Raw genomic sequence first — 23,096 nt, forward strand, 5'->3', positions numbered from 1 at the left:
ATGACCGTGCTGAGAGCAACTGCGCTGAGCCACACCGGCAAGGTGCGGCGCAACAACCAGGATTCGGCCATCGCCGGTCAGTACCTGTTCGCCGTCGCCGACGGCATGGGCGGACACGCCGGAGGCGACATCGCCTCGGCGCTCACCGTACAGTCGCTGGTCGACCTCGACCGGCGCTTCGACACCGTCGACGAGGCCGCGCAGGCGATCGAGCTGGCGCTGCGGCGGGCGAACGCGACGCTCTCCGAGACTGTGGCCGACTACCCGGAGCTCACCGGCATGGGCACCACGTTCTCAGGCTTTCTCGCTGTCGGCGACTCCGCGGTCATCGCGCACATCGGCGACTCGCGCATCTATCGCTGGCGCGACGGCGAGCTCACCCAGCTGACCAAAGACCACACCTTCGTGCAGCGTCTGGTCGACGCCGGTCGCATCACCCCAGAAGAGGCGCTGGTGCACCCCCGACGGTCGGTCATCATGCGCGTGCTCGGCGACATCGAGGCCAACCCCGACATCGACGTCTTCACCGAGCAGATCAACCCCGGCGACCGACTGCTGATCTGCTCCGACGGTCTGAGCGGGCCGGTGGGCGACGAGGCGATCGCCAAGACTCTGGCACGAGGCGACAGCGCCGATATGACCTGCGCGCATCTGCTCGAGCTCGCGCTGCGCAATGGTGCGCCCGACAACTGCACCGTGGTGCTGGTCGAGCCCGATGCCGACCCCGACGCCACTCCGCACGGCACCCCAGGGCATCCGGTCATCGTGGGCGCGGCGGCACGCGAGGTGCGCTTCGACCACCTCGAACGCATCCGCACACAGAAGGCACAGAGCCTGCATGCCCTGCGTGAGGCGGCAAGCCATCTCAAGCCGCGACGACTCGAGCCCACTCAGTTCGAGTCGCAGGCCGACGAATACCTCGACGAGCTGATCGCCGAGACCAGACGCCGCACCGTCCTGCGCCGGGTCGTGGTCAGCGTGCTGAGCGTGCTGATCATCGGCGGCATCGCCCTCGGCGCCTGGCTCGGCTGGCGCTGGACGCAGACGCAGTACTACATCGGCGAAGACGCCGGATACGCCGTCATCTACCAGGGTGTGAACCAGCAGGTCGGCCCGTTCAAGCTCAGTCACACCGTCGACGACTCGCGGCTGCCGCAGATTCCGATGTCCGACCTCGACGAGCTCACGCAGCAGCAGGTGCGCGAGACGGTGGCCTTCCCCTCGCTCGACGCGGCCGCCAGCCGCCTCGGCGAGCTGAACAGCGAGCACCGCCGGCGCGACAGCACCGAGCAGCCGCAGTCGACGCCGAGCCCGCAGCCAGACGACGGCACCGGACCGGTCTCGGTCGCCGAGCCCGACGAGACTCCCCTGACCGCGCATCCTGACGGCACCTCTGACGCCCAGCGCGGCAGCGCGTCGCCGCGCGCCACGACGAACGGGGCCGCCCAGTGAGCCGCCAGCACAATCTGCGTCTGGTCGACCGGAATCTGCGCGGCATCGAGCTGGTGCTGCTCGTTCTCGGCGCCATCGTCTCGGCGCTCGGTCTGGCGGCTGTGCAGCTCGGCGCACTCGGCGCACTCGACATTCCCCCGTTCGTCATCGGAGCCGTCTTCTGGGCCGCCGTGCTCGCCCTGCACATCGTGCTGCGCGTGCGGGCGTCGAAGGCCGACCCGATCATCCTGCCCATCGCCGCGACGCTGAACTCGATCGGCATCGTCGCGATCTATCGCATCGACATCGCCCAGGGGTCGACCGGTTCGACTCCCGCGATGCGCCAGGCGCTCTGGGCGACGGCAGCCGTCGTCATCGCCGCGGTCGTGCTGTACTTTCTGCGCAACCACCGCGTGCTGCAGCGATACACCTACGTGTTCATGCTGGCGAGCATCGTGCTGCTGGTGCTGCCCATGATTCCGGGCATCGGCACATCGCTGGGCACCAATGCCGAGCTCTGGGTCAAGCTTGGGCCGGTCACCTTCCAGCCCAGCGAGTACGCGAAGATCACGCTCGCGGTCTTCTTCGCCGGATACCTGGTCGCACGTGGCGAGAGCATCACCGCCGCCGGCCGCCGCTTCGCCGGCATGACCTTCCCGCGCCCCAAAGACTCCGGGCCGATCCTCGTCGTCTGGGCGATGGCGATGACCGTGCTGGTGGTGCAGAAAGACCTCGGCACCTCGCTGCTCTACTTCGGCCTCTTCTTGGTGATGCTCTACGTCGCCACCGGGCTGGCCAGCTGGGTGGTCATCGGGCTGCTCATGTTCGTCGCCGGCGGCCTCGCCGCCTACCGCTTCATCCCGCTCGTGCAGGGTCGCGTCCACGCCTGGCTCGACCCGCTCGACGACACGCTCTACAACCAGCAGTACGGCGGCAGCTACCAGCTCGTGCAGGGACTCTTCGGTCAGGCGCACGGCGGCATGTTCGGCACCGGCTGGGGGCGTGGCTACCCGCAGCTGACCCCACTTGCCCGCTCCGACTACATCTTCACCAGCATCGGCGAAGAGGTCGGTCTGATCGGCATCTTCGCCATCCTCTGCCTGTTCCTGCTGCTCGTCGGCCGAGGGCTCCGCGTCGGCTTCACGGCGAGCGACGACTTCGGCCGCCTGCTGGCCACCGGGTTGTCGTTCGTACTCTGCCTGCAGGTGTTCATCGTCGTGGGCGGTGTGACGCGGGTGATCCCGCTCACCGGCCTGCCCACGCCGTTCCTCGCAGCCGGTGGCTCGAGCCTGCTGGCGAACTGGGTCATCATGGCGCTGCTGCTGCGCATCACCGACTCGATTCGATCGCAGGCCGACCGATTCGGGGCCCTGCGCAGCACGACGGACGCTGCCCCGGCATCCGCCGTCGGCTCGCCTGCCGAGAAGGAGGCTCACTCATGACCACGCGTCTGCGCCGGGTCGCGATCGTCGTCTTCCTGCTCTTCATCTCGCTCTTCGTGTCGACGAGCCTGATTCAGGGCATCTTCGGCGAGCAGCTCAACAGCGACCCGCGAAACTCGCGCGCCATTCTCGACGGCTTCAAAGTGCAGCGCGGCAGCATCGTGGTCGGCAACCAGGTGATCGCGCAGTCCGACCCGGTCGACAACCAATACCGGTTCACCCGCAGCTACCCCGGCGGCGAGATGTACTCGGCCGTCACGGGCTGGTACTCGCACAGCCTGGCTCCGACCGGCATCGAGGGCGCCGAGAACCTGACGCTCACCGGCACCAGTCGCGGCCAGACCATCGACCAGCTCGTCGACCGCGTCAACGGCACCGAGCCGCGGGGTTCCGACGTGGTGCTGACGATCGACCCGGCCGTGCAGAAGGCCGCCTGGGATGCCCTGGGCGATCGCAAGGGCGCAGCGGTCGCCATGGACCCCTCGACCGGACGCATCCTCGCGATGGTCTCGAAGCCCGGCTTCGACGCCGCCAAGCTCGCCGACAACGACACCGCCCAGGCCAACCAGGTCTTTGATCAGCTCAATGCGGCTGAGGACAAGCCTCTGGTGAACCGCGCGATCGGCGGTGACACGTACCCTCCCGGGTCGACGTTCAAGCTGATCATGTCGGCGGCCGCACTCGAGAACGGCTACACGCCCGAGAGCGCCTTCCCCAACCCCGGTTCGCTCACTCTCACTGGCACCAGCACACAGATTTTCAACGTCACCAAGCGTGCCTGCGGCAACGGCGGCGCTGAGACCACGCTGAAGACCGCGCTGCAGTACTCGTGCAACATCCCGTTCGCCGAGCTCGGTGCACAGCTGGGCGAAGACAAGGTCGCATCGACGGCCAAAGACTTCGGATTCGGCGAGAACCAGCAGATTCCGCTCGACGTCAGCGCGAGTCGATACCCGACCGGCATGAGCACCGCACAGCTGCAGCTGGCCAGTTTCGGCCAGTACGATGTGCGCGTCACGCCGCTGCAGGTCGCCTCGATCTCGGCCACGATCGGCAACAAGGGCGCCCGCATGCAGCCCGGGCTGATCGACGCCGTGCGCGGCCGCGATCTGTCGGTCACACAGCAGTTCTCTCCGCAGAAGCTCAACCAGGCCATATCTGCAGAGAACGCACAGACTCTCACCTCGATGATGGTGAACAATGTCTCATCGGGCGAGATTTCAGGTGCAAGAATAGACGGGGTTGAGGTCGCCGGAAAGACGGGCACCGCCGAGACCACCAAAGAGAGCCAGTACAATCTCTGGTTCACCGGCTTCGCGCCGGCGAACGATCCCAAGGTCGCAGTCGCGGTCGTGGTCGAAGAGGGCGGCGCTTACGGTGACTCAGAGGGCTCGAACCGGGTGGCGGCTCCCATGGCGCAGAAGATCATGAAGGCGGTGTTAGACAGATGAGACCCACAGAAGGCCTCACGTACGGCGCACGATACAAGCTCACGAGCCGTATCGCGGTCGGCGGAATGGGCGAGGTCTGGAAGGCCTATGACGAGGTCATCGGTCGCGACGTCGCCATCAAGATTCTGAAAGACGAGTACATGGGCGACCCCGGGTTCTTGGAGCGCTTCCGCGCCGAGGCTCGGCACGCCGCACTCGTGAACCATGAGGGCATCGCCAGCGTCTACGACTACGGCGAAGAGAAGGGCAGCGCCTATCTGGTGATGGAGCTCGTGCCCGGCGAACCGCTGTCGAACGTGCTCGAGCATGAGCGCGTTCTGCCGGTCGACCAGGTGCTCGACATCGTCGCCCAGACCGCGCAGGCGCTTGCCGCCGCGCACAAGGTGGGTCTCGTGCATCGCGACGTGAAACCGGGCAACCTGCTCATCACGCCCGATCACCATGTCAAGATCACCGATTTCGGCATCGCCCGCATCGCCGATCAGGTGCCACTGACGGCCACTGGGCAGGTCATGGGCACTGTGCAGTACCTTTCGCCCGAACAGGCGAGCGGTCACCCGGCGTCACCGGCCACCGACATCTACTCGCTGGGCATCGTGGCATACGAATGCCTGGCCGGTCGTCGGCCCTTCACCGGCGAGAGCCAGGTCGCCATCGCAATGGCCCAGATCAACGAGACTCCCCCGCCGCTGCCCACCAGCGTGCCCGCTGCGGTGAACAAGCTCGTGATGAGCTGCATCGCCAAGAACCCCGCCGACCGCCCGCAGTCGGCCACGCATCTGGCCAAAGCTGCTGAGGCGCTGCGTGTGGGCGACATCCGCACTGCGGCCATGGAGGTTCCGCAGGTCACGCCGACCGGGCAGCAGACCACCGCGCTCGAAGAGACCGCGCTGATCGGCACCACACAGGATGCCACCCAGCCGGCCACTGCCATCATCGGCACACAGAACGGGCAGCCTCTGCTCGACCCCAGCGCAACCCAGGTCGACGATGCGAAAAAAAGCAGGCCGAAGAAGAAGCGCAACAAATGGACGTGGCCCCTGGTCGCGCTGATCGCGCTCCTGCTGCTCGTCGCCGGTGGCAGCGTCTGGGCGCTGCTGGCCAATCAGAGTGAGCCCGAACCGCCGGCCCCGAGCCCGACGGTGACCGAGACTCCCTCAGAGACTCCCTCTGAGAAGCCGTCTCCGACTCCGACGCACACCCCGACACCGACACCCACGCCGACGCCGACACCCACGCAGAACACGGTGACCATTGCGGCCGACGAATTCGTCGGGCAGGACATCGCCGCTGTGCGGGCCCAGCTGAACGGCAAGGGGCTCTCGGTCAACCAAGTCGAACAGTCGGTGAACTCGCAAGACCAAGACGGCAAAGTGCTCAGCCATGAGGCCGGCACCTTCCAACCTGGTGTGAGCATCAGCGTGACGGTGGGCCAGTACACGAAACCAGCATCCTCCTACACGGACAAGGCGTCCTGTGAGAACGCCGGACACACTTGGACGCCGCCTTCGACGGCAACTCCTACGCCGACACCTGCGCCGACAGGTAAGTGCAGCTGATCCAGTTCCCCAGTCTGCAGACGGTCTTCGGTTGTCACGCTGTTCATCTCAATGCGCTCACAGGCAGCACTTATCCGGTGGCCAGCGACACCGTCTGAAGCGTATGCGAACAGCAATTTGTCTCACCAAAGCCTGTCTACGGTGGCAGCTGCCGTGCTTCCGCTAGACTGGCCGACGGAATCTACTGTCTATAGGTGGGTGTATGAGTGAACAGCCGTTGTTGAGCGGCCGATACAGAGTCGGCCGTCTCATCGGGCACGGTGGTATGGGTGACGTCTACCTTGGTACCGATACCCGCCTTGGTCGCACCGTGGCCATCAAACTGCTTCGACCTCAGCTGGCAGATGATCCGATCTTCCAGAAGCGCTTTCGCAACGAGACCACCGCTGCAGCTCGCATGATCAGCCCGTACATCGTGCGCACGTACGATGCCGGGCAGGACATGATCGCCACTGGACCGAATGCGAGCCCTCAAGAGGTGCCGTTCCTCGTCATGGAATATGTCGAGGGCCAGACGCTCAAAGAGAAACTCGCGAAGGGCACGATCGACCGCGCCGAGGCGCTGAAGATCACCGACCAAGTGCTGCGTGCGCTCGAGTACTCGCACCGGGCCAACATCATCCACCGCGACATCAAGCCCGGCAACATCATGATCACCTCGAGCGGCGACGCAAAGGTGATGGACTTCGGCGTGGCGCGTGCGCTCAGCGAGAGCGAGGGCACCGTCGCCCAGACCGGTTCGGTCGTCGGCACTGCGCTCTACTTCGCCCCTGAGCAGGCGCGTGGCGACCGTGTCGACGGCCGTTCGGACCTCTACAGCGTCGGCGTCATCCTGTACGAGATGCTCGTCGGTCGTGTGCCGTTCAAGGGCGACAGCCCGGCCTCGATCGCCTATCAGCATGTGAACGCGACCGCGCCGACTCCGAGCAGCCTCAACGACGACCTCGGTGAGAACGATGACCGTGTCATTCTGTCGGCTCTCGCGAAAGACCCGACGCGCCGGTATCAGACGGCCGAAGACTTCCGAGCCGACGTCGACCGTTTGGCGCAGGGCGTGCCTACTCGCGGCCCGAGCTACGATGCGGCGAGCACTCTGATTCTCGAAGACTCCCCCATCGACGACGCGCTCGATCTCGACCCCGAAGACGACGACCCCTCGTCGCGCTTCATCGATCGCGAGCTGCGCAAAGGCGGCATCGGCACCATTTGGGCCATCGTGATCGGCGTGGGCGTCATCGGCGTCATCGCCGTTCTCTGGCTCGCCTTGCTGCAGCCGCGCATCGCCAGCCCCGAGGGCGCTCAGGTCGCTGTTCCGAACCTTGCCGGAGCCACCTACCAGACCGCCGAACAGCAGCTGAAAGACCGCGGGCTGAACCCGGTCAAGGTCGATCAGACCGACGACTCGGTCTCGCCCGGTCGCGTCATCGAGACCGATCCCCCGGCAGGAGCCCTGGCTCTGGCTGGCAGCGACGTCCAGGTGAAGGTCTCCAGCGGTGCCCCCATGGTCACCATCCCCGACGTCTCGAAGCTCACTCAGGACGAGGCCACCAAGAAGCTGACCGATGCAGGTCTGCAGGTCGGTCAGATCACCCAGGTGATCAACGGCGACGTCCCCGCCGGTCAGGTCATCGCCTCTGAGCCCACCGCGCAGAGCCAGGTGCGCTCAGGAACCTCAGTGCGGCTGCAGATCTCTTCCGGCCGTGTCGTCATCCCCGGCGATCTTGTCGGCAAGCCGATCAATGACGCGATCAGCCAGCTGCGCGATCTCGGGCTCTCCGCCCGGCCGCAGCCGGTGCGCCGCTGCCAGGCTTCGTCGTACACGGTGCAGTTCTCTGACCCGAAGCCGGGTACCGAGCTGGCAGCGAACGCCTCGACCGAGGTCATCCTGTACTACTACATGGCTGACAGCTCGAAGTGCGCACCACCACCGACGCCGTCGAGCGAGGCACCGGCGCCTGAGTCGTCGGCGCCGCCGGCTCCGTAGTCAGCTCAGCAAGCAGCACAGCCGAGTCAGAGCACAGCACACCCTGATATCCAGCTCGCCCTGATATCAGAGCACGACTGGGGTCTGCTGGGGAGTCTCGCGGCAGCCCCCGCGGCTCACGCCTCGTTGATCAGCGGGCTGAGGTGGGACGCGCGTTCCGCGGCCCCCCTGACACCGGCCAGTTCGAGCCAGTTGCCGAACTGACGGTAGCCGTGCTCGGTCAGCACCGACTCCGGGTGGTACTGCACACCCCACAGAGGCAGCTCACGATGCTGGAGCGCCATAATCACCCCGTCATCAGTACGAGCCGTCACCTGCAGCTCGGACGGCACCGTGGCATCCACCACCGCCAGTGAGTGATATCGCGTGGCCTGAAACCGCTCGGGAACACCCGCAAAGAACGGCACGTCGTCGTGCACGACTGTCGAGAGCCGGCCGTGCATCAGCTGCTCGGCGTTCGACACCGTCGCTCCGTACACCTCGGCCAGGGCCTGATGCCCCAGGCAGACGCCCAGCATGGGCAGGCGATGTGCAGCTGCCCAGCGAATGGCATCGGGGCTGACTCCAGCGTCAGTCGGAGTCCCGGGTCCAGGCGAGACCAGCAGCCCTGCGACGTGGCCCAGAGCCTCGTCGAGATCGCTCGCCTGCAGCTCGTCGTTGCGCACGACCGTCGTCGTCGCACCCAGCTGCTGCAGGTAGCCGTTGATCGTGTAGACGAAGCTGTCGTAGTTGTCGACGACCAGAATGTCGCTCATCAGCCCACCGTCGCTTCGCCGGTGTCGACCAGGGTGTTCACCCAGGGAAAGACGACCCAGTTGAGCAGTGCGAGCACCGCGCCGACCAGAATCAGCGACTGCAGCAGTTTGACCGGCCAAGGCCCCGGCAGAATTCTCCAGATCAGTCCGTACATGGATCAGCCTTTCTGCAGATAGTCCAGTGACGCGGGTGCCCCCGCCGAGCGCGGCTGGAAGCTGTCGAGCACACCGTACGAGATGATCCGCTCGCCGTTCGTGAAGGGATACGGATTGCAGCTCGTGACCGTCAACAGCCGGTCAGTGGCCTGCACGGTGCTCTGCGGCACCGGATTCAGCACGTTCACGTCGACGTCCATGACGTACTCGGTGTTGCGATAGGTGTAGGTGTACCAGCCGTCTTTGGTCTCGACGACCATTTTGTCTCCGACCGTGAGGCTGTCGACGTAGCGCAGGCTCGAGCCCTGACCGCCACGATGTGCGGCGACCGCGAAGTTGCCGACCTGGCCGGGCATATTCGTATCGGGATACCAGCCGAAGCCGATGTGATCGAGCACGGGCTTCTTCTCGACTCCCCGAGCGATCGGTCGCTGCCATTGGTCGCCAAGTCTCTGAATGTAGAGCACTCCGAAGATGTCGTTGCCCTCTGGGTGGATGCTCGGGTCGCCCGGCGTTGCCGTGGCCTGCCCGCCCGTGCCTGGGGTTGCCTCCTGCTGCCAGCCCTGAGAGATGCCGGCTGCGGCTCTTTCCTGAGAGCGGTCGATGCTGGAGTCGTTGACCCACATCTTCCAGCCGATGAAGAGCAGCACGAGCACACCCGCGGTCAGCATCAGCTCGCCGATCACCGTCACGATGACCGACCCCACCGAGCGACGTACGCGGCGCGGCTGCTCGCTGCGGCGGCGCTCTCGGCGCGACATCGGTTCACTCACAAGTCTGCACTCCTTGGGCTACACTGTACTTCCGTGGCGAACAACAAGAAGAAGAACTCCGACCGGCAGGATGCGACCGAGACGGCCGACCGGTCGAAGAGCACGAAACCGAACCCACCGTGGTTCAAGTTCGTCATGTTCGGCCTGATGGCGATCGGCCTGCTCTGGATCATCGTTTTCTATATTAGCTTCAGCGCCCAGTGGCCGATCCCGGCCCTCGGCCAGGGCAACATCCTCGTCGGCTTCGGCATTCTGATGGTCGGCTTCTTGATGACCACACGCTGGCGCTGACCTCCGCCGCGCCCCGCAGGCACCGATGAACGACAACATCACCGCCTAGATCACCGTCTAGCGCTGCCAGAGCATCCCCGGGGCGATCGCGAACAGCACCACCATGACCACACCGAGCACGGCGAAGTAGACGATGCGCAGCGTACGGTCTTTGGGCTGACGCGTTTCGGCCAGGATGAGCCCGCTGAGCAGGCCGACGACGAGACCGCCGAGGTGCGCCTGCCAGCTGACCCCACCGACAAAGAACCCGTAGAAGAAGTTGATCGCGAGCAGTACGAGCAGCTGCGTCGTCTGGCCGCCCAGTCGACGCTGAATCACCAGCAGCGCACCCATCATCGCGAAGAGTGCCCCTGAGGCGCCGATCACACTGGTCTGCGGTGAGAGCAGGTACACGCCCAGTGCGCCGCCCACGAGGCCGAAGAGGTAGAGCGTGATGAAACGGCCGCGACCGATCATCGGCTCGAGAATCGTGCCGAAGATCCACAGTGTGTACATGTTCAACAGCAGGTGCAGCGGCAGCACGCTCTGAGTCGAGTGCACAAAGCCGTAGGTGATCGCCCGCCAGGGTTCGAAGGGAATCAGCCCGGAGAACGCGGCTTCGGGCCCGGCGAGAAAGAACGTGCCGACATACGCGCTGTGAAACTGCATCAGCGATGTGAAGCCGGGCACCACGAGCTGCAGGAGATAGCCCAGCACGCACAGCGCGATGATCACATAGCTGACGACGGGTGCGCCGGGACGCTTCAACGCCCAACGCACCCGCTGAGTCAATGACGGCATGCGTCAGGCCTTGTCGACGTCGACGCCGGTGATGACGACGTCTTCGACCGGGCGGTCGCCGGGCTGCGTGGCGACGGCTGCGATCTCGTCGACCACCTTGCGTGAGGCGTCATCGGCGACCTCGCCGAAGATGGTGTGGTGCCCGTTCAGCCATGGGGTCGCGTCGACGGTGATGAAGAACTGCGAGCCATTGGTGCCGTGGCCGCCTCGCTGGCCGGCGTTGGCCATCGCGAGCAGGTAGGGCTTCGTGAACTGCAGCTCGGGGTGAATCTCGTCGTCGAAGGCGTAGCCCGGACCGCCGGTGCCGGTGCCGATCGGGTCGCCGCCTTGGATCATGAAGCCGGGGATCACTCGGTGGAAGATCACATCCTGGTACAGGGGAGTGGTCTTGGTCTCGCCGGTGCCCGGGTGCTTCCACTCTTTCTCGCCGGTGGCGAGACCGACGAAGTTCTCGACGGTCTTCGGTGCCTGGAAACCGAAGAGGTTGATGACGATGTCACCGTGGTTCGTGTGCAGAGTCGCAGTATGCGTGTGCTGAGTCATGCGTCGATTCTCGCACAACCGACGATGCTGGCAAGATGCGTTGAGTTTGTCACAGAAGCCTGACGGCCTCTGCCTGAGATGGCACAATGGGCACAGGAGGTCACACCATGGCAGACAAGGCAACTGAGAACGTCGAACAGCTCAAGACGCGCCTCGAGAAGGCGATCCGAGACTTCGAGCACTTCACGAACAACACCGTCAAACCGCTGGCGCAGAAAGGCGCAGAGGTCGCCGGCCAGACCACACAGGTCGCAAAAGAGCGCTTCTACAGCGATGTGGTGCCCGCAGCGATCACTGCCGTCGGCACGGCGAAGGCCGTGCTCGAGGCGCTGAAAGAGGCTCCGGTCAACGCCGATGTGGCTGAGAGTGTGCGTCGAGGTGCTGCCGATCTCAAGCAGGGCGCCGAGCACACTGCGGCAGAGGTGAAAGAGGCTGCGGTCGAATCGGTGAAACAGACGAAGAAGGCGGCCAAGCGGGCGGCGAAGCAGGCTCAGCAGGCGACGCACGAGGTGACCGAGCAGGTCGCCGATGCGGCCGAGCCAAAGAAGTCGGGCGCCCGCTGGGTGCTGCCGACACTGGGCATCGCGGTCGTGGTCGGCCTCGGCGTGGCGGTCGTTCGTGCTGTCACGCTGGCCGACGAACACTGGATCGGCATCGACGACGAATTCGGCGACGATCTCTGATTCGCTCGTCAGCGCTGACCTGCACCGCTGACCGACAGCCGCGAAGTGTCCCAGAACAAGACACTTCGCGGCTGTTTCTCTGCCGTTCAGAGTTCGTTGTCTCGCTCTCGATACACTTGGGTCGACGGGGGACACCGTCGACCCAACACTGCGACAGCCACCGTGCGCGTGCTGTCGCGTCACGCAAGGGAGACAACCACACCATGAAGGCAGCACGCTATTACGACCGCGGCGACATTCGCATCGAAGACATCGAGCCACAGCAGCTGAAGCCCGGCACGGTGCGCATCGATGTCGCGTGGTGCGGCATCTGCGGCACCGACCTGCACGAGTTCCTCGACGGCCCGATCTTCGTGCCGCCGGCAGGGCATCCGCACCCCATCTCGGGAGAATCGGCCCCGGTCACCCTCGGGCACGAGTTCTCGGGCGTCATCAGCGAGGTCGGCGAAGGCGTCGACGATCTCAAAGTCGGCGATCACGTCGTGGTCGAGCCGTACATCATCAGCGATGACGTCTACACCGGCCCCGAGAGCAAGGACTACCACCTCTCGAAAGACATGAACTTCATCGGTCTCGCCGGCCGCGGCGGCGGCCTTGCCGAGAACATCGTGGTGCGCCGCCGCTGGGTGCACAAGATCGATCAGAGTCTGCCTCTCGATCAGGCCGCACTCATCGAGCCCCTCTCGGTGGCCTATCACGCCGTCGAGCGCTCCGGCGTTCAGGCAGGTCAGACCGCCATCATCGGCGGCGCCGGCCCCATCGGTCAGCTGACCGCAGCCGTGCTGCACGCACTGGGTGTGAAGGTCGTCATCTCTGAACTGAGCCCGCTGCGCCGGCAGAAGGCCCTCGACGCCGGCGTCGCCGACTATGCCTTCAATCCCGCCGAGGTCGACGTGGTCGAAGAGACCCGCAAACTCACCGACGGCAAGGGTGCCGACGTCGCGTTCGAGTGCACCAGCGTTCAGGTCGTGCTCGACACCCTGCTCGACGCCGTGCGCCCGACCGGCGTGATCGTCATCGTGTCGATCTGGGGCAAGAAGGCCGAACTCGACATGCACAAGATCGTCATGAAAGAGCTCGACATCCGCGGCACCATCGGCTACGTGAACAGCCACCCGGCGACCATCAAGCTCGTCGAGAGCGGCAAGATCGACCTCAAGCCGTTCATCACCGGCAAGATCGCTCTCGAGCACCTGGTCGACGAGGGCTTCGACACACTGATCCATCGCAACGAGACGGCCGTGAAGATCCTGGTGTCGCCTTCTGGCGAGGGACTCGACGAGAATTAGGCGAGACAGCAGTCAGCGCGCCTGCACTGACCTCTTCGAGAGGCGAGCGTCACATGTCGAAAACGGCATATAACGCTCGCCTCTCAGTCGAGTACGCTGGACCACGACCCCGCACGAGCACTGACGCTTCCCGAGTCGTGCCTCCGTGCATCGACTGACGAACAGAGGATTCGCGTGAGCGAGCAGCCCGCACCGTACGGCACACCCCCGGCCATTTCTGCCGACGCATCCACCGCATCCGGCCTGCCCGAGCCGGGCACAGCGCCGGCAACGCCGCTTGCACGCGTACGCATCCCGCATCTGCAGCAGATGAAGGATCGCGGCGAGCGCTGGGCGATGCTCACCGCGTACGACATGTACACCGCGCAGGTCTTCGAAGAGGCGGGCATTCCCGTGCTCCTCGTCGGCGACTCGGCCTCGAACAACGTGCTGGGCAATGAGAGCTCGCTGCCGGTCACCGTCGACGAGATGATCATGCTGACGCGTGGGGTCTCACGAGCTGCGAGGCGGGCGCTGATCGTCGTCGACCTGCCTTTCGGGTCATATCAGGCCTCGCCTGAGCAGGCGTTTCTGACTGCAGCACGCTTTCTCAAAGAGGCGGGCGCTCACGCGGTCAAGCTCGAAGGCGGGGTCGAGGTCGTGCCGCAGGTCGAGAAACTCGTGCACAGCGGCGTGCCCGTGATGGCGCACATCGGGTTCACGCCGCAATCTGAGCACCAGCTCGGCGGCTATCGCGTGCAGGGCAGGGGAGACGACGGAGCCCGTCTCATCGCCGACGCCCGAGCGCTCGAGGCAGCCGGTGCATTCGCCGTCGTGCTCGAGATGGTGCCCGCAGCCGTCGCCGCAGAGGTCACCGCTGCGCTGCGCATTCCGACCGTCGGCATCGGCGCCGGCGCGGGATGCGACGCTCAAGTGCTGGTCTGGCAGGACATGGCCGGGCTGCGCGCCGGCCGTATGCCGCGCTTCGTCAAGCAGTATGCAGACGTTCGCGGCGCGCTGGTGGATGCAGCGCGTGCGTATGCCGCCGATGTCGCCTCGGGCGCCTTTCCCGGGCCTGAGCATCAGTTCTGAACGGCTTGATCAGTCGAGCAGGACGACGAGCTTGCCGTGCGCCTGACCGGATTCCATCAGAGCATGCGCTTCTCGAATCTGGTCGAGAGAGAACACCCGGTCGATCGGCACGACCGTGCGGCCGGCCTCGACGTCATCGAGATACTGCTGCAGCACGTCCACTGGCAGATCACCCGCGTCGCCTGAGTAAGCCGTCAGACGCACACCGCGGGGAATGTAGTCGATGGGGTAGAAGTCTTTGACCGTCCATTGGTTCGAGAGCATCCCTGTGAAGCAGACGACCCCGTGCACACGGGTGGCGCGCAGGGTGTCCGGGAGTGTCGGCGTGCCGACCAGCTCGAGTGCCGCGTCGACGCCCTCGGGCAGCACCGAGCGCACCTGGGGTGCGACGGCTCCGTCGTCTATGAGCACGTGATCGACGCCGGCGGCTCTGAGCGCATCGGCTTTGGCCGGGCTGCGTGTGGTCGACAGCACCGTCAGCCCCTGGCGTTTGGCGAGAACGGCTGCCGCGAGCCCCACCGACGACGTGCCCCCGCGCACCAGCAGGCTCTGCGCGGCCTGCACGTCGAGGCCGATGGTGAGTGAGCCGTGTGCCGTCTGCAACATCTCCGGGATCGCGCCGAGCGTGGCCCAGTCGAGATCCGAGTGAAAGGGGATGACCTGGTGAACCGGCACGCAGGTGTACTGCGCGTAGCCGCCGTCGAAAGTGCGCCCCATGCCCCCCATGAGCGTCATGACCTGCTGCCCACGGGCGAAACGACCCGACGGGTCGTCGTCGATGACTCCGGTGGCCTCGATGCCGAGCACCCGGGGATAGGTCACGGCGGGGCCGGCGAACCCGAGGCGTGTATGCAGTTCTGAACGGTTGAGACCGAACGCCTTCACCGTGATGCGCACCCACCCAGGCGCCGGCACCGGGATGGACAGGTCACGAATGTGCAGATTGGCCACCGGCCCCGGGGCATCGAGAACGACTGCGCGCATGGTGGTCATGTCTGCTCCCGAACTGAGCGTGAGGTGGGCCCGAGCTGGTCACGCAGCCACGTGAGCTCTGCTCTGCGGGCCGCGCGAGCGGTCACGAGGATGCCTTGGCGGTAGGGATCGGTAATCTCGGCTGCACGCAGGGGTCGGTCTGCGTCGAAGAAGAAGCCGACCGGCTGGTCGAGAAAGTCGAGGCGGCGCTGCAGCACGGCGCGACGCTCGAAATCGTCGGGCAGGAGCGACAGGAAGGCCAGCACGATGAAGAACCGTGCGCCGTCGGTGATGTCATGGCCCGAGGCGGCACGCAGCCGCTGCAGCAGCTGCTCATGCCCGCGCTCCGTCAGGTGCAGGGTTCGCCGCGTGGTCGCCCCACGCCCGGTCTCGAGAGTCTGGAGGAGCGCTCCCGACGCGATGAGACGGTTGATCGCCGGATAGATCGTTCCGTCACTGATGGCACGCGCATACCCGTGCAGGCGGTTCATCCGGCGCCTCAGCTCGTACCCGTGCAACGGGCCCTCGGCCAGAAAACCCAGAATCATCAACTCGATCACGTCTCCGACTGTAGCACCACGATTCGAGGCACAACGATCAGAGGTATAAGCTTGAGCTGCGCATCTGCCGAACGATCAGACTGCCGGGCCGAGCGCTGCACAGGGCTTGGGCGTCTGCCGGTTCGAGCTGCGTGAACACGGCGCTCAGCGAGCGGCAGGCCCAGGGAACGGCGGAAGGAATCCGGATGATCGAGTTCACGTCCGTGACGAAGACGTACCCTGGCGGATCTGTCGCGGTCAGGAACTTCACACTGACCGTACCGTCGCATCGCACGGTGGCGCTGGTCGGCTCATCCGGGTCAGGCAAGACCACGCTGCTGCGCATGGTCAACCGCATGGTCGAGCCCTCGTCCGGCCGAGTGCTCATCGATGGTGAGGATGTACGCGCGCGCGACGCCGTGGCCCTGCGCCGGTCGATCGGCTATGTGCTGCAGGCTGGCGGCCTGCTGCCGCACCGCACTGTGCTCGACAACGTCGCCACGGTGCTGCGTCTCAACGGCACGAGGCGGGCACAGGCCCGCATCCGCGCCACCGAGCTGATGCAACGCGTCGGGCTCGATCCCGCCCTCTCAGAGCGATATCCCGCAGAGCTGAGCGGCGGTCAGCAGCAACGCGTCGGCGTGGCACGCGCCCTGGCGCCTGATCCGAACATCCTGTTGATGGACGAGCCGTTCGGCGCAGTCGACCCGATCGTTCGACGAGAGCTGCAGGATGAGCTGCTGAGGCTGCAGGCCGATCTCGGCAAGACCATCGTGTTCGTCACCCACGACGTCGACGAAGCATTCCGCCTCGGCGACGAGGTGGTCGTGCTGCACGATCACGGCGTGATCGCGCAGCAGGGAAGCCCGGCAGAGATTCTCGCCGCCCCCGCCAACGGTTTCGTCGCAGACTTCATCGGTGCCGATCGCGCCGAGCGCACGCTGCACGAGAAGATCGTCGAGGGCCGTTCGATCGTGCTCGACGGCCACGGCCGCCCGGTAGGAGTGATGGCGCCGTGACCTGGCTGACGCTCAACTGGCCGCAGGTCGTCGACCTGCTTCGCAGTCATGTCATGCTGAGCCTTCCGGCGATCGCACTCAGTGTGCTCATCGCCGTTCCGCTGGGTCGTCTCGCATTTCGTCGACCTCGTATCGGCGCTCCACTGCTGAGTGCCGCGACACTGCTCTATGCGATTCCGGCACTGCCCCTGCTGATCGTCATCCCGGTCATTCTCGGCATTCCTCTGCGGTCTGCGGCGACGATGACCATCGCATTGACCGTTTACGGAGTAGCTTTGCTGGTGCGCACCGCTGCCGACGCCTTCTCCACCGTCGAGCCCCACACCCGCGATGCCGCGATCGCGATCGGCCACTCGCCTCGTGCGGTGTTCTGGCAGGTGGATCTGCCACTCGCAGTGCCCGTGCTGATCTCCGGCGTGCGTGTCGTGGCCGTCTCAACGATCGCGCTGGTCACCATAGGTGCTCTGATAGGCGTGCCCAGTCTCGGAACTCTGCTCACTGACGGATTCCAGCGCGGCATCACCGCTGAGGTCGTTACCAGCGTCGTGGCTACGGTGCTGCTGGCCCTGCTGGTCGATGTCCTGCTCTCTGTCCTCGGGCGGGCGCTGACACCTTGGCAGCGCAGTCTGCGACGACGTCGGAGGTCGGCATGAGTCTGCTGATCGATACGGTGGCATGGCTCACCGATCCTTCGAATTGGGCCGGCGCCGGCGGCATTCCCAGGCGAACCCTTGAGCACCTGGCCATCACCGGTGTCTCGGTAGCCGCGGCAGGGATCGTCGCCCTGCCAGCCGGGGTGCTGATCGGACACACCCACCGCGGAGCGGCCACCATCGGTGCGATCACCGGTGCTGCTCGCGCGATTCCCACACTGGGACTGCTCACCCTGTTCGGTCTTGCACTCGGCATCGGGGTCCAGGCTCCGACACTCGCCCTCATCATACTGGCGATGCCCTCGCTGCTGGCCGGTGCATACGCCGGCGTGCAGGCGATCGACCCGGCCGTTCCAAGCGCTTCCCGTGCCATCGGCATGAGCCCTCTCCAAGTCATTCGCCTCGTCGAGGTGCCGCTGGCGCTGCCGGTCATCGTCGGCGGACTGCGCGCGGCCACTCTGCAGGTCGTGGCCACGGCGACTCTCGCTGCGTACACCGCAGACACCGGGTTGGGGCGCTATCTGTTCACTGGGCTCAAATCACGCGACTACGCCCAGATGCTCGGGGGCGCTGTGCTGGTCATCGCGCTGGCCCTGCTGCTCGAGCTCTCCCTTGCCGCGCTGCAGCGTCTCTCAGCTCATCGTGCCGACCCTGCACAGCTGTCTGCTCGACAGCGTTGACCACCATCAAGAAGAAGGAACCCAGAACATGTCACATCGGTCCAAGGTCATCACACTCGGCGCACTCGCGCTCACCGGATCCCTCGCGTTGACCGGCTGCGCCGGAAACGATCCTCTCTCATCCGGCAGCGACGAGGGCTCGTCGTCGAAGACAATCGTCATCGGCTCACAGGATTACTACTCGAATGAGATCATCTCCGAAATCTACGCCCAGGCGCTCGAAGGAGAGGGATTCACCGTCGACCGTCAGTTCCGCATCGGGCAGCGAGAGGCGTACCTGCCTGAGATCGAGTCGGGCAAGATCGACCTCTTTCCTGAGTACACGGGGAATCTGCTGCAGTACTGGAAGCCAGATACCACTGCACGCCTGGCTGACGACGTCTACGGCGAACTGCAGAACGCGACTCCCGACGGTCTGCGCGTGCTCGACCAGTCGGATGCCAGCGATCAGGATTCCTATACCGTCACCCGGCAGTTCGCCGATCAGTGGAAGCTGAGCACGATCAATGACCTCGCCAACGTCACCGTGCCGATGACGCTCGGGGCCAACTCTGAGGCCGAGACACGCCCCTATGGCCCGAAAGGACTGCTCGACACCTACGGCATCACCATCGGTTTCACCCCGATCGAAGACGCCGGCGGCCCCCTGACCGTCAAAGCGCTCAAAGACGGAGACGTCCAGATCGCGAACATCTACACCGCAGACCCGGCGATCTCAGCCGACGATCTGGTCTCACTGACTGACACGAAAGGCCTCTTCCTCGCCTCGCATGTGGTGCCCCTGGCCAGCGACAACGTTAATGACAAAGCCGCTGCGATCATCAACAAGGTCAGCGCTGCGATGACCACCGACGACCTCATCGCGCTCAATGCACGCAGCGTCAACGAAGGTCTGCCGGCCAGCACCATCGCATCCGACTGGCTGGGACAGCAGGATCTCAACTGATCGCCCGGCGACGAACGAAGACTCCTGCCCGGGCGCCGTCATGCTCAGGAGACTCAGGGGCCGCCTGCACGGCCGAGGAGTCGGCTCTCTGCGACACAGCTTGGGCAACGTGGCCGACGGGGGAGCGAACGATTGAGGCGCCGCACCGATCCGCTGGGCCTGGTCGACGACATCATGGCCAGCAGCCTGATCGTCACGCTCGCTCCTCGACATCACATCGGTGCGATCAATCGCTGAAACCCGTTGACGCGACGAGGAGTCCACGCGCAGAAAGAACCTGCGGAGACTCGCCTCGTCCGTAGCACAAGTCGGCCCATCTCGACCGCACGAAGCAGACATGAGTCCAGTTTGCCTCCACGGAGGCCGACTGCGAGCCATCGACAGTGTGACCCCACAGAGAGCCGCACACCAAGAGAGAAGCTTCTGCACAAGTGGGCTCAACCGCTGCCGCTGGCAGCCGCATACGTCACAATCCGTGGCATAGGCCGCGTATCGCGACGATAGTCGCTGCACAGGAAGGGCGCGGGGAATGGCCACATCACGAACCAGCAGCAATCGAAGTCATCGAGATGGATCTGCGATTACCAGCGCCCACGAAGAAAGCCCCGGTTCGCGAACCGGGGCTTTCTCGACGACTGTTGTGGAGCCTGCGGGAATCGAACCCGCGACCTCCTGCTTGCAAAGCAGGCGCTCTACCAATTGAGCTAAGGCCCCGCGTGCTCACCTTATGATTCTGCACGAGCCTGAGACTACGGCAAGTCTGCAACCACGACGAGATTCACCAGAGTGCGCATTGGTGGGCCTACCTGGACTTGAACCAGGGACCTCTTCGTTATCAGCGAAGCGCTCTAACCACCTGAGCTATAGGCCCAATGCACAGCACCAGAAAAGCTTAACGCATAACGGGCGCTGCACACAAGTCGGGATGCTCTCGGGCATCCCGACTCGTGAAATCGCTACTTGACGTTGCTGAACGTGAGCTTCACGCCGCCCACGATACGTGCCACAGCGTTGTAGATCACGGCCATCAGGCCACCGCCGAGTGTGCCGAAGATCACGGTCACGACGCCGGCCAGCAGGCTCAGGCCCAGAACGCGGCCGAAGCTGAAGACGCGTGCCACGTTCTCTGAACCGTCACTGGTCGTGGTCGAGAGCAGGTCGTTGATCGGCTGGAACATGCCCAGCTGGGCCACGAAGAGCCAGAGCACGAGTGCGCAGACCAACTCGACGATCATCAGTGCCAGGCTGAGCAGAAACGACACCTTCAGCGCCGACCACGCGTTGATGCCTGAGAGGCGCAGATGCACCAGACGACGCGAGGCCTTCGAGCCAGAGCCACCCACCGACGGGGGAGTCATGTTCATATTGTGGGTTCCTCTCACTGCTGATCAGCCACGGCGGGCTGATCAGTGTCTTCAGTTGACGGCTCGGTCGCTGCAGCTGCCTCGGCAGCCGCTTCGGCATCAGCCACGGCCTCAGCCTCGTCGAGGCTGTGCTCTTCGTTGCGGGCGACCGAGATCACGGGATCTCTTCCATCGGCGCGCACGAAGACGACACCCATCGTATCGCGTCCCTTGGCCGGCACCTCGGCGACCGCCGAGCGGATCACCTTGCCGCCCGCGAGCACCACGAGCACTTCGTCGTTCTCGCAGACGATGAGCGCCCCAGCGAGATCGCCGCGGTCGTCGTTCAGCTTGGCCACCTTGATGCCCTTGCCGCCACGACCCTGCACGCGGTACTGGTCGACCGCCGTACGCTTCGCATACCCGCCTTCGGTGACCACGAAGACGAACTGCTCCGCAGCATCCGCATCAGCCGGAATCACCGACGCCGACAGCAGCGAGTCGCCCGCACGGAAGGTGATGCCCTTCACCCCCGAGGTGTCACGACCCATCGGGCGCAGCGTCTCGTTCTCGGCGACGAAGCGCAGGCTCAGGCCCTTGCGCGAGACGAGCAGAATCTCGTCATCGTCGTTCACCAGCAGTGCCGAGACGAGCTGGTCGTCGTCACGCAGGTTCACGGCGATGAGACCAGCCGAACGCGGTGAGTCGTAGGCCTCGAGACGGGTCTTCTTGACCAGACCGTTGCGCGTGGCGAGCACCAGATACTGCGCCTGGTCGTAGCCCGAGATGTCGAGCACCTGGGTCACCGTCTCGTCAGGGTTGAGCGCGAGCAGGTTGGCGACGTGCTGGCCCTTCGAGTCGCGCCCGGCCTCAGGCACCTCGTACGCCTTCGCGCGGTAGACGCGCCCGGCATCCGTGAAGAACAGCAGCCAGTGATGGGTCGTGGTGACGAACAGGTGGTCGACGATGTCGTCGGCCCGCAGCTGCGCCCCCTTGATGCCCTTGCCGCCGCGGTGCTGCGACCGGTAGTTGTCCGACCGGGTGCGCTTGATGTACCCGCCGCGGGTCATCGTGACGACGACCTCTTCTTCGGGAATCAGATCTTCCATCGACATGTCGCCGTCGAAGCCGAGCTGAATCGCAGTGCGACGATCGTCGCCGTACTTCGCGACGATCTCGCCGAGCTCTTCGCCGACGATCTCGCGCTGACGCAGCTCGCTGGCCAGAATCGCGTTGTACTCGGCGATCTTCGCCTGCAGGTCGTTGTACTCGTCGGTGATCTTCTGCCGTTCGAGGGCTGCGAGCTGACGCAGCTGCATGTTGAGAATCGCGCGAGCCTGCAGGTCGTCGATGCCCAGCAGCTTCTTCAACCCCTCGCGGGCGTCTTCGACGGTCGCCGACGCCCGAATCAGCGCGATGACCTCGTCGAGGGCGTCGAGGGCCTTCAGGTAGCCCTCCAGGATGTGGGCGCGCTCCTCGGCCTTGCGCAGACGGAACCGGGTGCGCCGAACGATGACCTCGATCTGGTGGGTGATCCACAGGCTGATGAACTGGTCGATCGAGAGGGTGCGCGGCACCCCGTCGACCAGGGCGATCATGTTCGCGCCGAAGTTGTCCTGCAGCTGCGTGTGCTTGTACAGGTTGTTCAGCACGACCTTGGCCACGGCATCGCGCTTGAGCACGATGACCAGACGCTGACCGGTGCGGCCCGAGGTCTCGTCGCGAATGTCGGCGATGCCCGAGACGCGGCCGTCTTTGACGAGTTCGGCGATCTTGATCGCCAGGTTGTCCGGGTTCACCTGGTAGGGCAGCTCGGTGATCACCAGGCAGGTGCGGTTGTGGATCTCTTCGATGTTCACCACGGCGCGCATCGTGATCGAGCCGCGACCCGTGCGGTAGGCCTGCTCGATGCCCTTGCGGCCCAGCACCAGCGCGCCGGTGGGGAAGTCAGGGCCCTTGATGCGCTGGATCAGGGCATCCTGGAGCTCCTCGCGTGATGCATCTGGGTGCTCGAGCGACCACTGCACGCCGTCGGCGACCTCGCGCAGGTTGTGCGGCGGAATGTTCGTCGCCATGCCCACCGCGATGCCCACCGAGCCGTTGACCAGCAGGTTCGGGAACCGACTGGGCAGCACGACCGGCTCCTGCGTCTTGCCGTCGTAGTTGTCCTGAAAGTCGACGGTGTCTTCGTCGATGTCGCGCACCAGCTCAAGCGCCAGCGGGGCCATCTTCGTCTCGGTGTATCGCGGTGCGGCGGCGGGGTCGTTGCCCGGCGAGCCAAAGTTGCCCTGGCCGAGTGCGAGCGGGTAGCGCAGGCTCCACGGCTGCACCAGACGCACGAGGGTGTCGTAGATGGCCGAGTCGCCGTGCGGATGGTACTGGCCCATCACCTCGCCGACGACACGCGAGCACTTCGAGAAGGCCTTGTCGGGTCGGTAGCCGCCGTCGAACATGCCGTAGATGACACGGCGGTGCACCGGCTTCAGACCGTCGCGCACGTCGGGCAGCGCGCGGCCGACGATGACGCTCATCGCATAGTCGAGGTATGACTTCTGCATCTCGACGTTGAGGTCGACCTGCGAGATGTGCCCGTGGTTGTGAGTGCTGCCCGCGCTGCCGAACGAGACGCCCGAGTTCGGCGTCGCGCCTGCGCTCTGGTCGTCGGTGCCCGGGTTCTCGGGGCCCTGTGTGTCGTCTGCCATGTTCTGCTTGTCTCTTTCGTCTGTGCGATTCGAG

General features: G+C 65.2%; 22 protein-coding genes and 2 tRNA genes. 13 read left to right on the plus strand and 11 right to left on the minus strand.

The features are described from left to right. The 5 genes from F8O07_RS01475 to pknB all read left to right on the plus strand — a co-directional run bounded on the left by F8O07_RS01475 (window position 1) and on the right by pknB (window position 7,867). Window positions 1-1,452, plus strand: coding sequence for a PP2C family protein-serine/threonine phosphatase (locus F8O07_RS01475; protein ID WP_158030402.1), 1,452 nt, complete (start codon window positions 1-3; stop codon window positions 1,450-1,452). Beyond that, window positions 1,449-2,873, plus strand: coding sequence for an FtsW/RodA/SpoVE family cell cycle protein (locus F8O07_RS01480; protein ID WP_158030403.1), 1,425 nt, complete (start codon window positions 1,449-1,451; stop codon window positions 2,871-2,873). Before F8O07_RS01475 ends, F8O07_RS01480 begins: the two co-directional genes overlap by 4 nt. Then, window positions 2,870-4,324, plus strand: a complete 1,455-nt coding sequence (locus F8O07_RS01485) for a peptidoglycan D,D-transpeptidase FtsI family protein (RefSeq protein WP_158030404.1) — start codon at window positions 2,870-2,872, stop codon at window positions 4,322-4,324. Before F8O07_RS01480 ends, F8O07_RS01485 begins: the two co-directional genes overlap by 4 nt. Further along, entirely contained in the window at window positions 4,321-5,883 is a 1,563-nt protein-coding gene (locus F8O07_RS01490) for a serine/threonine-protein kinase (protein WP_158030405.1), read from the plus strand. The genes F8O07_RS01485 and F8O07_RS01490 overlap by 4 nt, the downstream gene beginning before the upstream one ends. 202 nt (window positions 5,884-6,085) lie before the next feature. Continuing rightward, entirely contained in the window at window positions 6,086-7,867 is a 1,782-nt protein-coding gene (gene pknB, locus F8O07_RS01495) for a Stk1 family PASTA domain-containing Ser/Thr kinase (protein WP_158030406.1), read from the plus strand. 116 nt (window positions 7,868-7,983) lie between these two features. Here pknB and F8O07_RS01500 read toward each other — a convergent pair whose 3' ends face one another. From F8O07_RS01500 to F8O07_RS01505, 3 genes are read right to left on the minus strand one after another with little or no spacing between them, the layout of a single operon-like run. Continuing rightward, entirely contained in the window at window positions 7,984-8,622 is a 639-nt protein-coding gene (locus tag F8O07_RS01500; protein WP_158030407.1) for an anthranilate synthase component II, read from the minus strand. Further along, complete coding sequence (locus tag F8O07_RS10510; protein WP_192496582.1) at window positions 8,622-8,777, minus strand: hypothetical protein; 156 nt, start codon at window positions 8,775-8,777, stop codon at window positions 8,622-8,624. The genes F8O07_RS01500 and F8O07_RS10510 overlap by 1 nt, the downstream gene beginning before the upstream one ends. Window positions 8,778-8,780: 3 nt before the next feature. Beyond that, window positions 8,781-9,551 (minus strand): class E sortase, encoded by a 771-nt coding sequence (locus tag F8O07_RS01505; protein ID WP_158030408.1) that lies wholly within the window; start codon window positions 9,549-9,551, stop codon window positions 8,781-8,783. 33 nt (window positions 9,552-9,584) lie between these two features. Here F8O07_RS01505 and F8O07_RS01510 point away from each other — a divergent pair, with 33 nt between their 5' ends. Next, window positions 9,585-9,842, plus strand: coding sequence for a cell division protein CrgA (locus tag F8O07_RS01510; protein WP_158030409.1), 258 nt, complete (start codon window positions 9,585-9,587; stop codon window positions 9,840-9,842). 57 nt (window positions 9,843-9,899) lie between these two features. On the opposite strand, the gene F8O07_RS01515 is transcribed toward F8O07_RS01510, so the two are convergent. Further along, the gene (locus F8O07_RS01515; protein ID WP_158030410.1) at window positions 9,900-10,622 is read right to left on the minus strand and encodes a rhomboid family intramembrane serine protease; all 723 of its coding nucleotides are present in this window, start codon (window positions 10,620-10,622) and stop codon (window positions 9,900-9,902) included. Between the two features lie 3 nt (window positions 10,623-10,625). Then, window positions 10,626-11,165: a peptidylprolyl isomerase gene (locus F8O07_RS01520; RefSeq protein ID WP_158030411.1), complete on the minus strand. Its 540-nt coding sequence runs from the start codon at window positions 11,163-11,165 to the stop codon at window positions 10,626-10,628. A 107-nt stretch (window positions 11,166-11,272) separates the two neighbouring features. Here F8O07_RS01520 and F8O07_RS01525 point away from each other — a divergent pair, with 107 nt between their 5' ends. From F8O07_RS01525 to panB, 3 genes are all read left to right on the plus strand, one after another. Beyond that, entirely contained in the window at window positions 11,273-11,848 is a 576-nt protein-coding gene (locus F8O07_RS01525) for a hypothetical protein (RefSeq protein WP_158030412.1), read from the plus strand. 203 nt (window positions 11,849-12,051) lie between these two features. Then, window positions 12,052-13,137 (plus strand): 2,3-butanediol dehydrogenase, encoded by a 1,086-nt coding sequence (locus F8O07_RS01530; protein WP_158030413.1) that lies wholly within the window; start codon window positions 12,052-12,054, stop codon window positions 13,135-13,137. Between the two features lie 174 nt (window positions 13,138-13,311). Further along, window positions 13,312-14,208 carry a 3-methyl-2-oxobutanoate hydroxymethyltransferase gene (gene panB, locus F8O07_RS01535; RefSeq protein ID WP_158030414.1) on the plus strand — a complete coding sequence of 299 codons (897 nt, stop codon included), beginning with the start codon at window positions 13,312-13,314 and terminating at the stop codon, window positions 14,206-14,208. Between the two features lie 9 nt (window positions 14,209-14,217). Here the strand turns inward: panB and F8O07_RS01540 are convergent, their stop codons facing one another. Further along, window positions 14,218-15,201, minus strand: coding sequence for a zinc-binding alcohol dehydrogenase family protein (locus F8O07_RS01540; protein ID WP_158030415.1), 984 nt, complete (start codon window positions 15,199-15,201; stop codon window positions 14,218-14,220). Further along, window positions 15,198-15,740 carry a PadR family transcriptional regulator gene (locus F8O07_RS01545; RefSeq protein WP_158030416.1) on the minus strand — a complete coding sequence of 181 codons (543 nt, stop codon included), beginning with the start codon at window positions 15,738-15,740 and terminating at the stop codon, window positions 15,198-15,200. Before F8O07_RS01545 ends, F8O07_RS01540 begins: the two co-directional genes overlap by 4 nt. A gap of 185 nt (window positions 15,741-15,925) precedes the next feature. On the opposite strand from F8O07_RS01545, the gene F8O07_RS01550 reads away from it, so the two are divergent. From F8O07_RS01550 to F8O07_RS01565, 4 genes are read left to right on the plus strand one after another with little or no spacing between them, the layout of a single operon-like run. Then, window positions 15,926-16,738, plus strand: coding sequence for an ABC transporter ATP-binding protein (locus tag F8O07_RS01550; RefSeq protein WP_158030417.1), 813 nt, complete (start codon window positions 15,926-15,928; stop codon window positions 16,736-16,738). Beyond that, the gene (locus F8O07_RS01555) at window positions 16,735-17,391 is read left to right on the plus strand and encodes an ABC transporter permease (RefSeq protein WP_158030418.1); all 657 of its coding nucleotides are present in this window, start codon (window positions 16,735-16,737) and stop codon (window positions 17,389-17,391) included. The genes F8O07_RS01550 and F8O07_RS01555 overlap by 4 nt, the downstream gene beginning before the upstream one ends. Further along, window positions 17,388-18,071, plus strand: coding sequence for an ABC transporter permease (locus F8O07_RS01560; protein ID WP_158030419.1), 684 nt, complete (start codon window positions 17,388-17,390; stop codon window positions 18,069-18,071). The genes F8O07_RS01555 and F8O07_RS01560 overlap by 4 nt, the downstream gene beginning before the upstream one ends. A 28-nt stretch (window positions 18,072-18,099) precedes the next feature. Then, window positions 18,100-19,017 (plus strand): ABC transporter substrate-binding protein, encoded by a 918-nt coding sequence (locus F8O07_RS01565; RefSeq protein WP_158030420.1) that lies wholly within the window; start codon window positions 18,100-18,102, stop codon window positions 19,015-19,017. 641 nt (window positions 19,018-19,658) lie between these two features. Here the strand turns inward: F8O07_RS01565 and F8O07_RS01570 are convergent. From F8O07_RS01570 to gyrA, 4 genes are all read right to left on the minus strand, one after another. Continuing rightward, window positions 19,659-19,731 (minus strand) — tRNA-Ala (locus F8O07_RS01570). An 80-nt stretch (window positions 19,732-19,811) separates the two neighbouring features. After that, window positions 19,812-19,888 (minus strand) — tRNA-Ile (locus F8O07_RS01575). Between the two features lie 85 nt (window positions 19,889-19,973). Then, window positions 19,974-20,375, minus strand: a complete 402-nt coding sequence (locus tag F8O07_RS01580) for a DUF3566 domain-containing protein (protein ID WP_192496583.1) — start codon at window positions 20,373-20,375, stop codon at window positions 19,974-19,976. A 20-nt stretch (window positions 20,376-20,395) separates the two neighbouring features. Then, on the minus strand, window positions 20,396-23,062 hold the full coding sequence (gyrA, locus tag F8O07_RS01585; RefSeq protein WP_158030422.1) for a DNA gyrase subunit A: 2,667 nt from the start codon (window positions 23,060-23,062) through the stop codon (window positions 20,396-20,398). Window positions 23,063-23,096 lie beyond the last annotated feature (34 nt).

It is taken from the genome of Pseudoclavibacter sp. CFCC 13796, from assembly GCF_008831185.1.
Taxonomy (GTDB): domain Bacteria; phylum Actinomycetota; class Actinomycetes; order Actinomycetales; family Microbacteriaceae; genus Pseudoclavibacter_A.

Excerpts from the sequence above, each read along its gene's own strand:
- F8O07_RS01580 (WP_192496583.1), bottom strand. The coding sequence starts at position 20,375 with ATGACTCCCCCGTCGGTGGGTGGCTCTGGCTCGAAGGCCTCGCGTCGT.
- F8O07_RS01475 (WP_158030402.1), top strand. The coding sequence starts at position 1 with ATGACCGTGCTGAGAGCAACTGCGCTGAGCCACACCGGCAAGGTGCGG.
- F8O07_RS01530 (WP_158030413.1), top strand. The coding sequence starts at position 12,052 with ATGAAGGCAGCACGCTATTACGACCGCGGCGACATTCGCATCGAAGAC.
- gyrA (WP_158030422.1), bottom strand. The coding sequence starts at position 23,062 with ATGGCAGACGACACACAGGGCCCCGAGAACCCGGGCACCGACGACCAG.
- F8O07_RS01515 (WP_158030410.1), bottom strand. The coding sequence starts at position 10,622 with ATGCCGTCATTGACTCAGCGGGTGCGTTGGGCGTTGAAGCGTCCCGGC.
- F8O07_RS01525 (WP_158030412.1), top strand. The coding sequence starts at position 11,273 with ATGGCAGACAAGGCAACTGAGAACGTCGAACAGCTCAAGACGCGCCTC.
- F8O07_RS01565 (WP_158030420.1), top strand. The coding sequence starts at position 18,100 with ATGTCACATCGGTCCAAGGTCATCACACTCGGCGCACTCGCGCTCACC.
- pknB (WP_158030406.1), top strand. The coding sequence starts at position 6,086 with ATGAGTGAACAGCCGTTGTTGAGCGGCCGATACAGAGTCGGCCGTCTC.
- F8O07_RS01485 (WP_158030404.1), top strand. The coding sequence starts at position 2,870 with ATGACCACGCGTCTGCGCCGGGTCGCGATCGTCGTCTTCCTGCTCTTC.
- F8O07_RS01490 (WP_158030405.1), top strand. The coding sequence starts at position 4,321 with ATGAGACCCACAGAAGGCCTCACGTACGGCGCACGATACAAGCTCACG.
- F8O07_RS01500 (WP_158030407.1), bottom strand. The coding sequence starts at position 8,622 with ATGAGCGACATTCTGGTCGTCGACAACTACGACAGCTTCGTCTACACG.
- F8O07_RS01560 (WP_158030419.1), top strand. The coding sequence starts at position 17,388 with ATGAGTCTGCTGATCGATACGGTGGCATGGCTCACCGATCCTTCGAAT.
- F8O07_RS01550 (WP_158030417.1), top strand. The coding sequence starts at position 15,926 with ATGATCGAGTTCACGTCCGTGACGAAGACGTACCCTGGCGGATCTGTC.
- F8O07_RS01540 (WP_158030415.1), bottom strand. The coding sequence starts at position 15,201 with ATGACCACCATGCGCGCAGTCGTTCTCGATGCCCCGGGGCCGGTGGCC.
- F8O07_RS01520 (WP_158030411.1), bottom strand. The coding sequence starts at position 11,165 with ATGACTCAGCACACGCATACTGCGACTCTGCACACGAACCACGGTGAC.
- F8O07_RS10510 (WP_192496582.1), bottom strand. The coding sequence starts at position 8,777 with ATGTACGGACTGATCTGGAGAATTCTGCCGGGGCCTTGGCCGGTCAAA.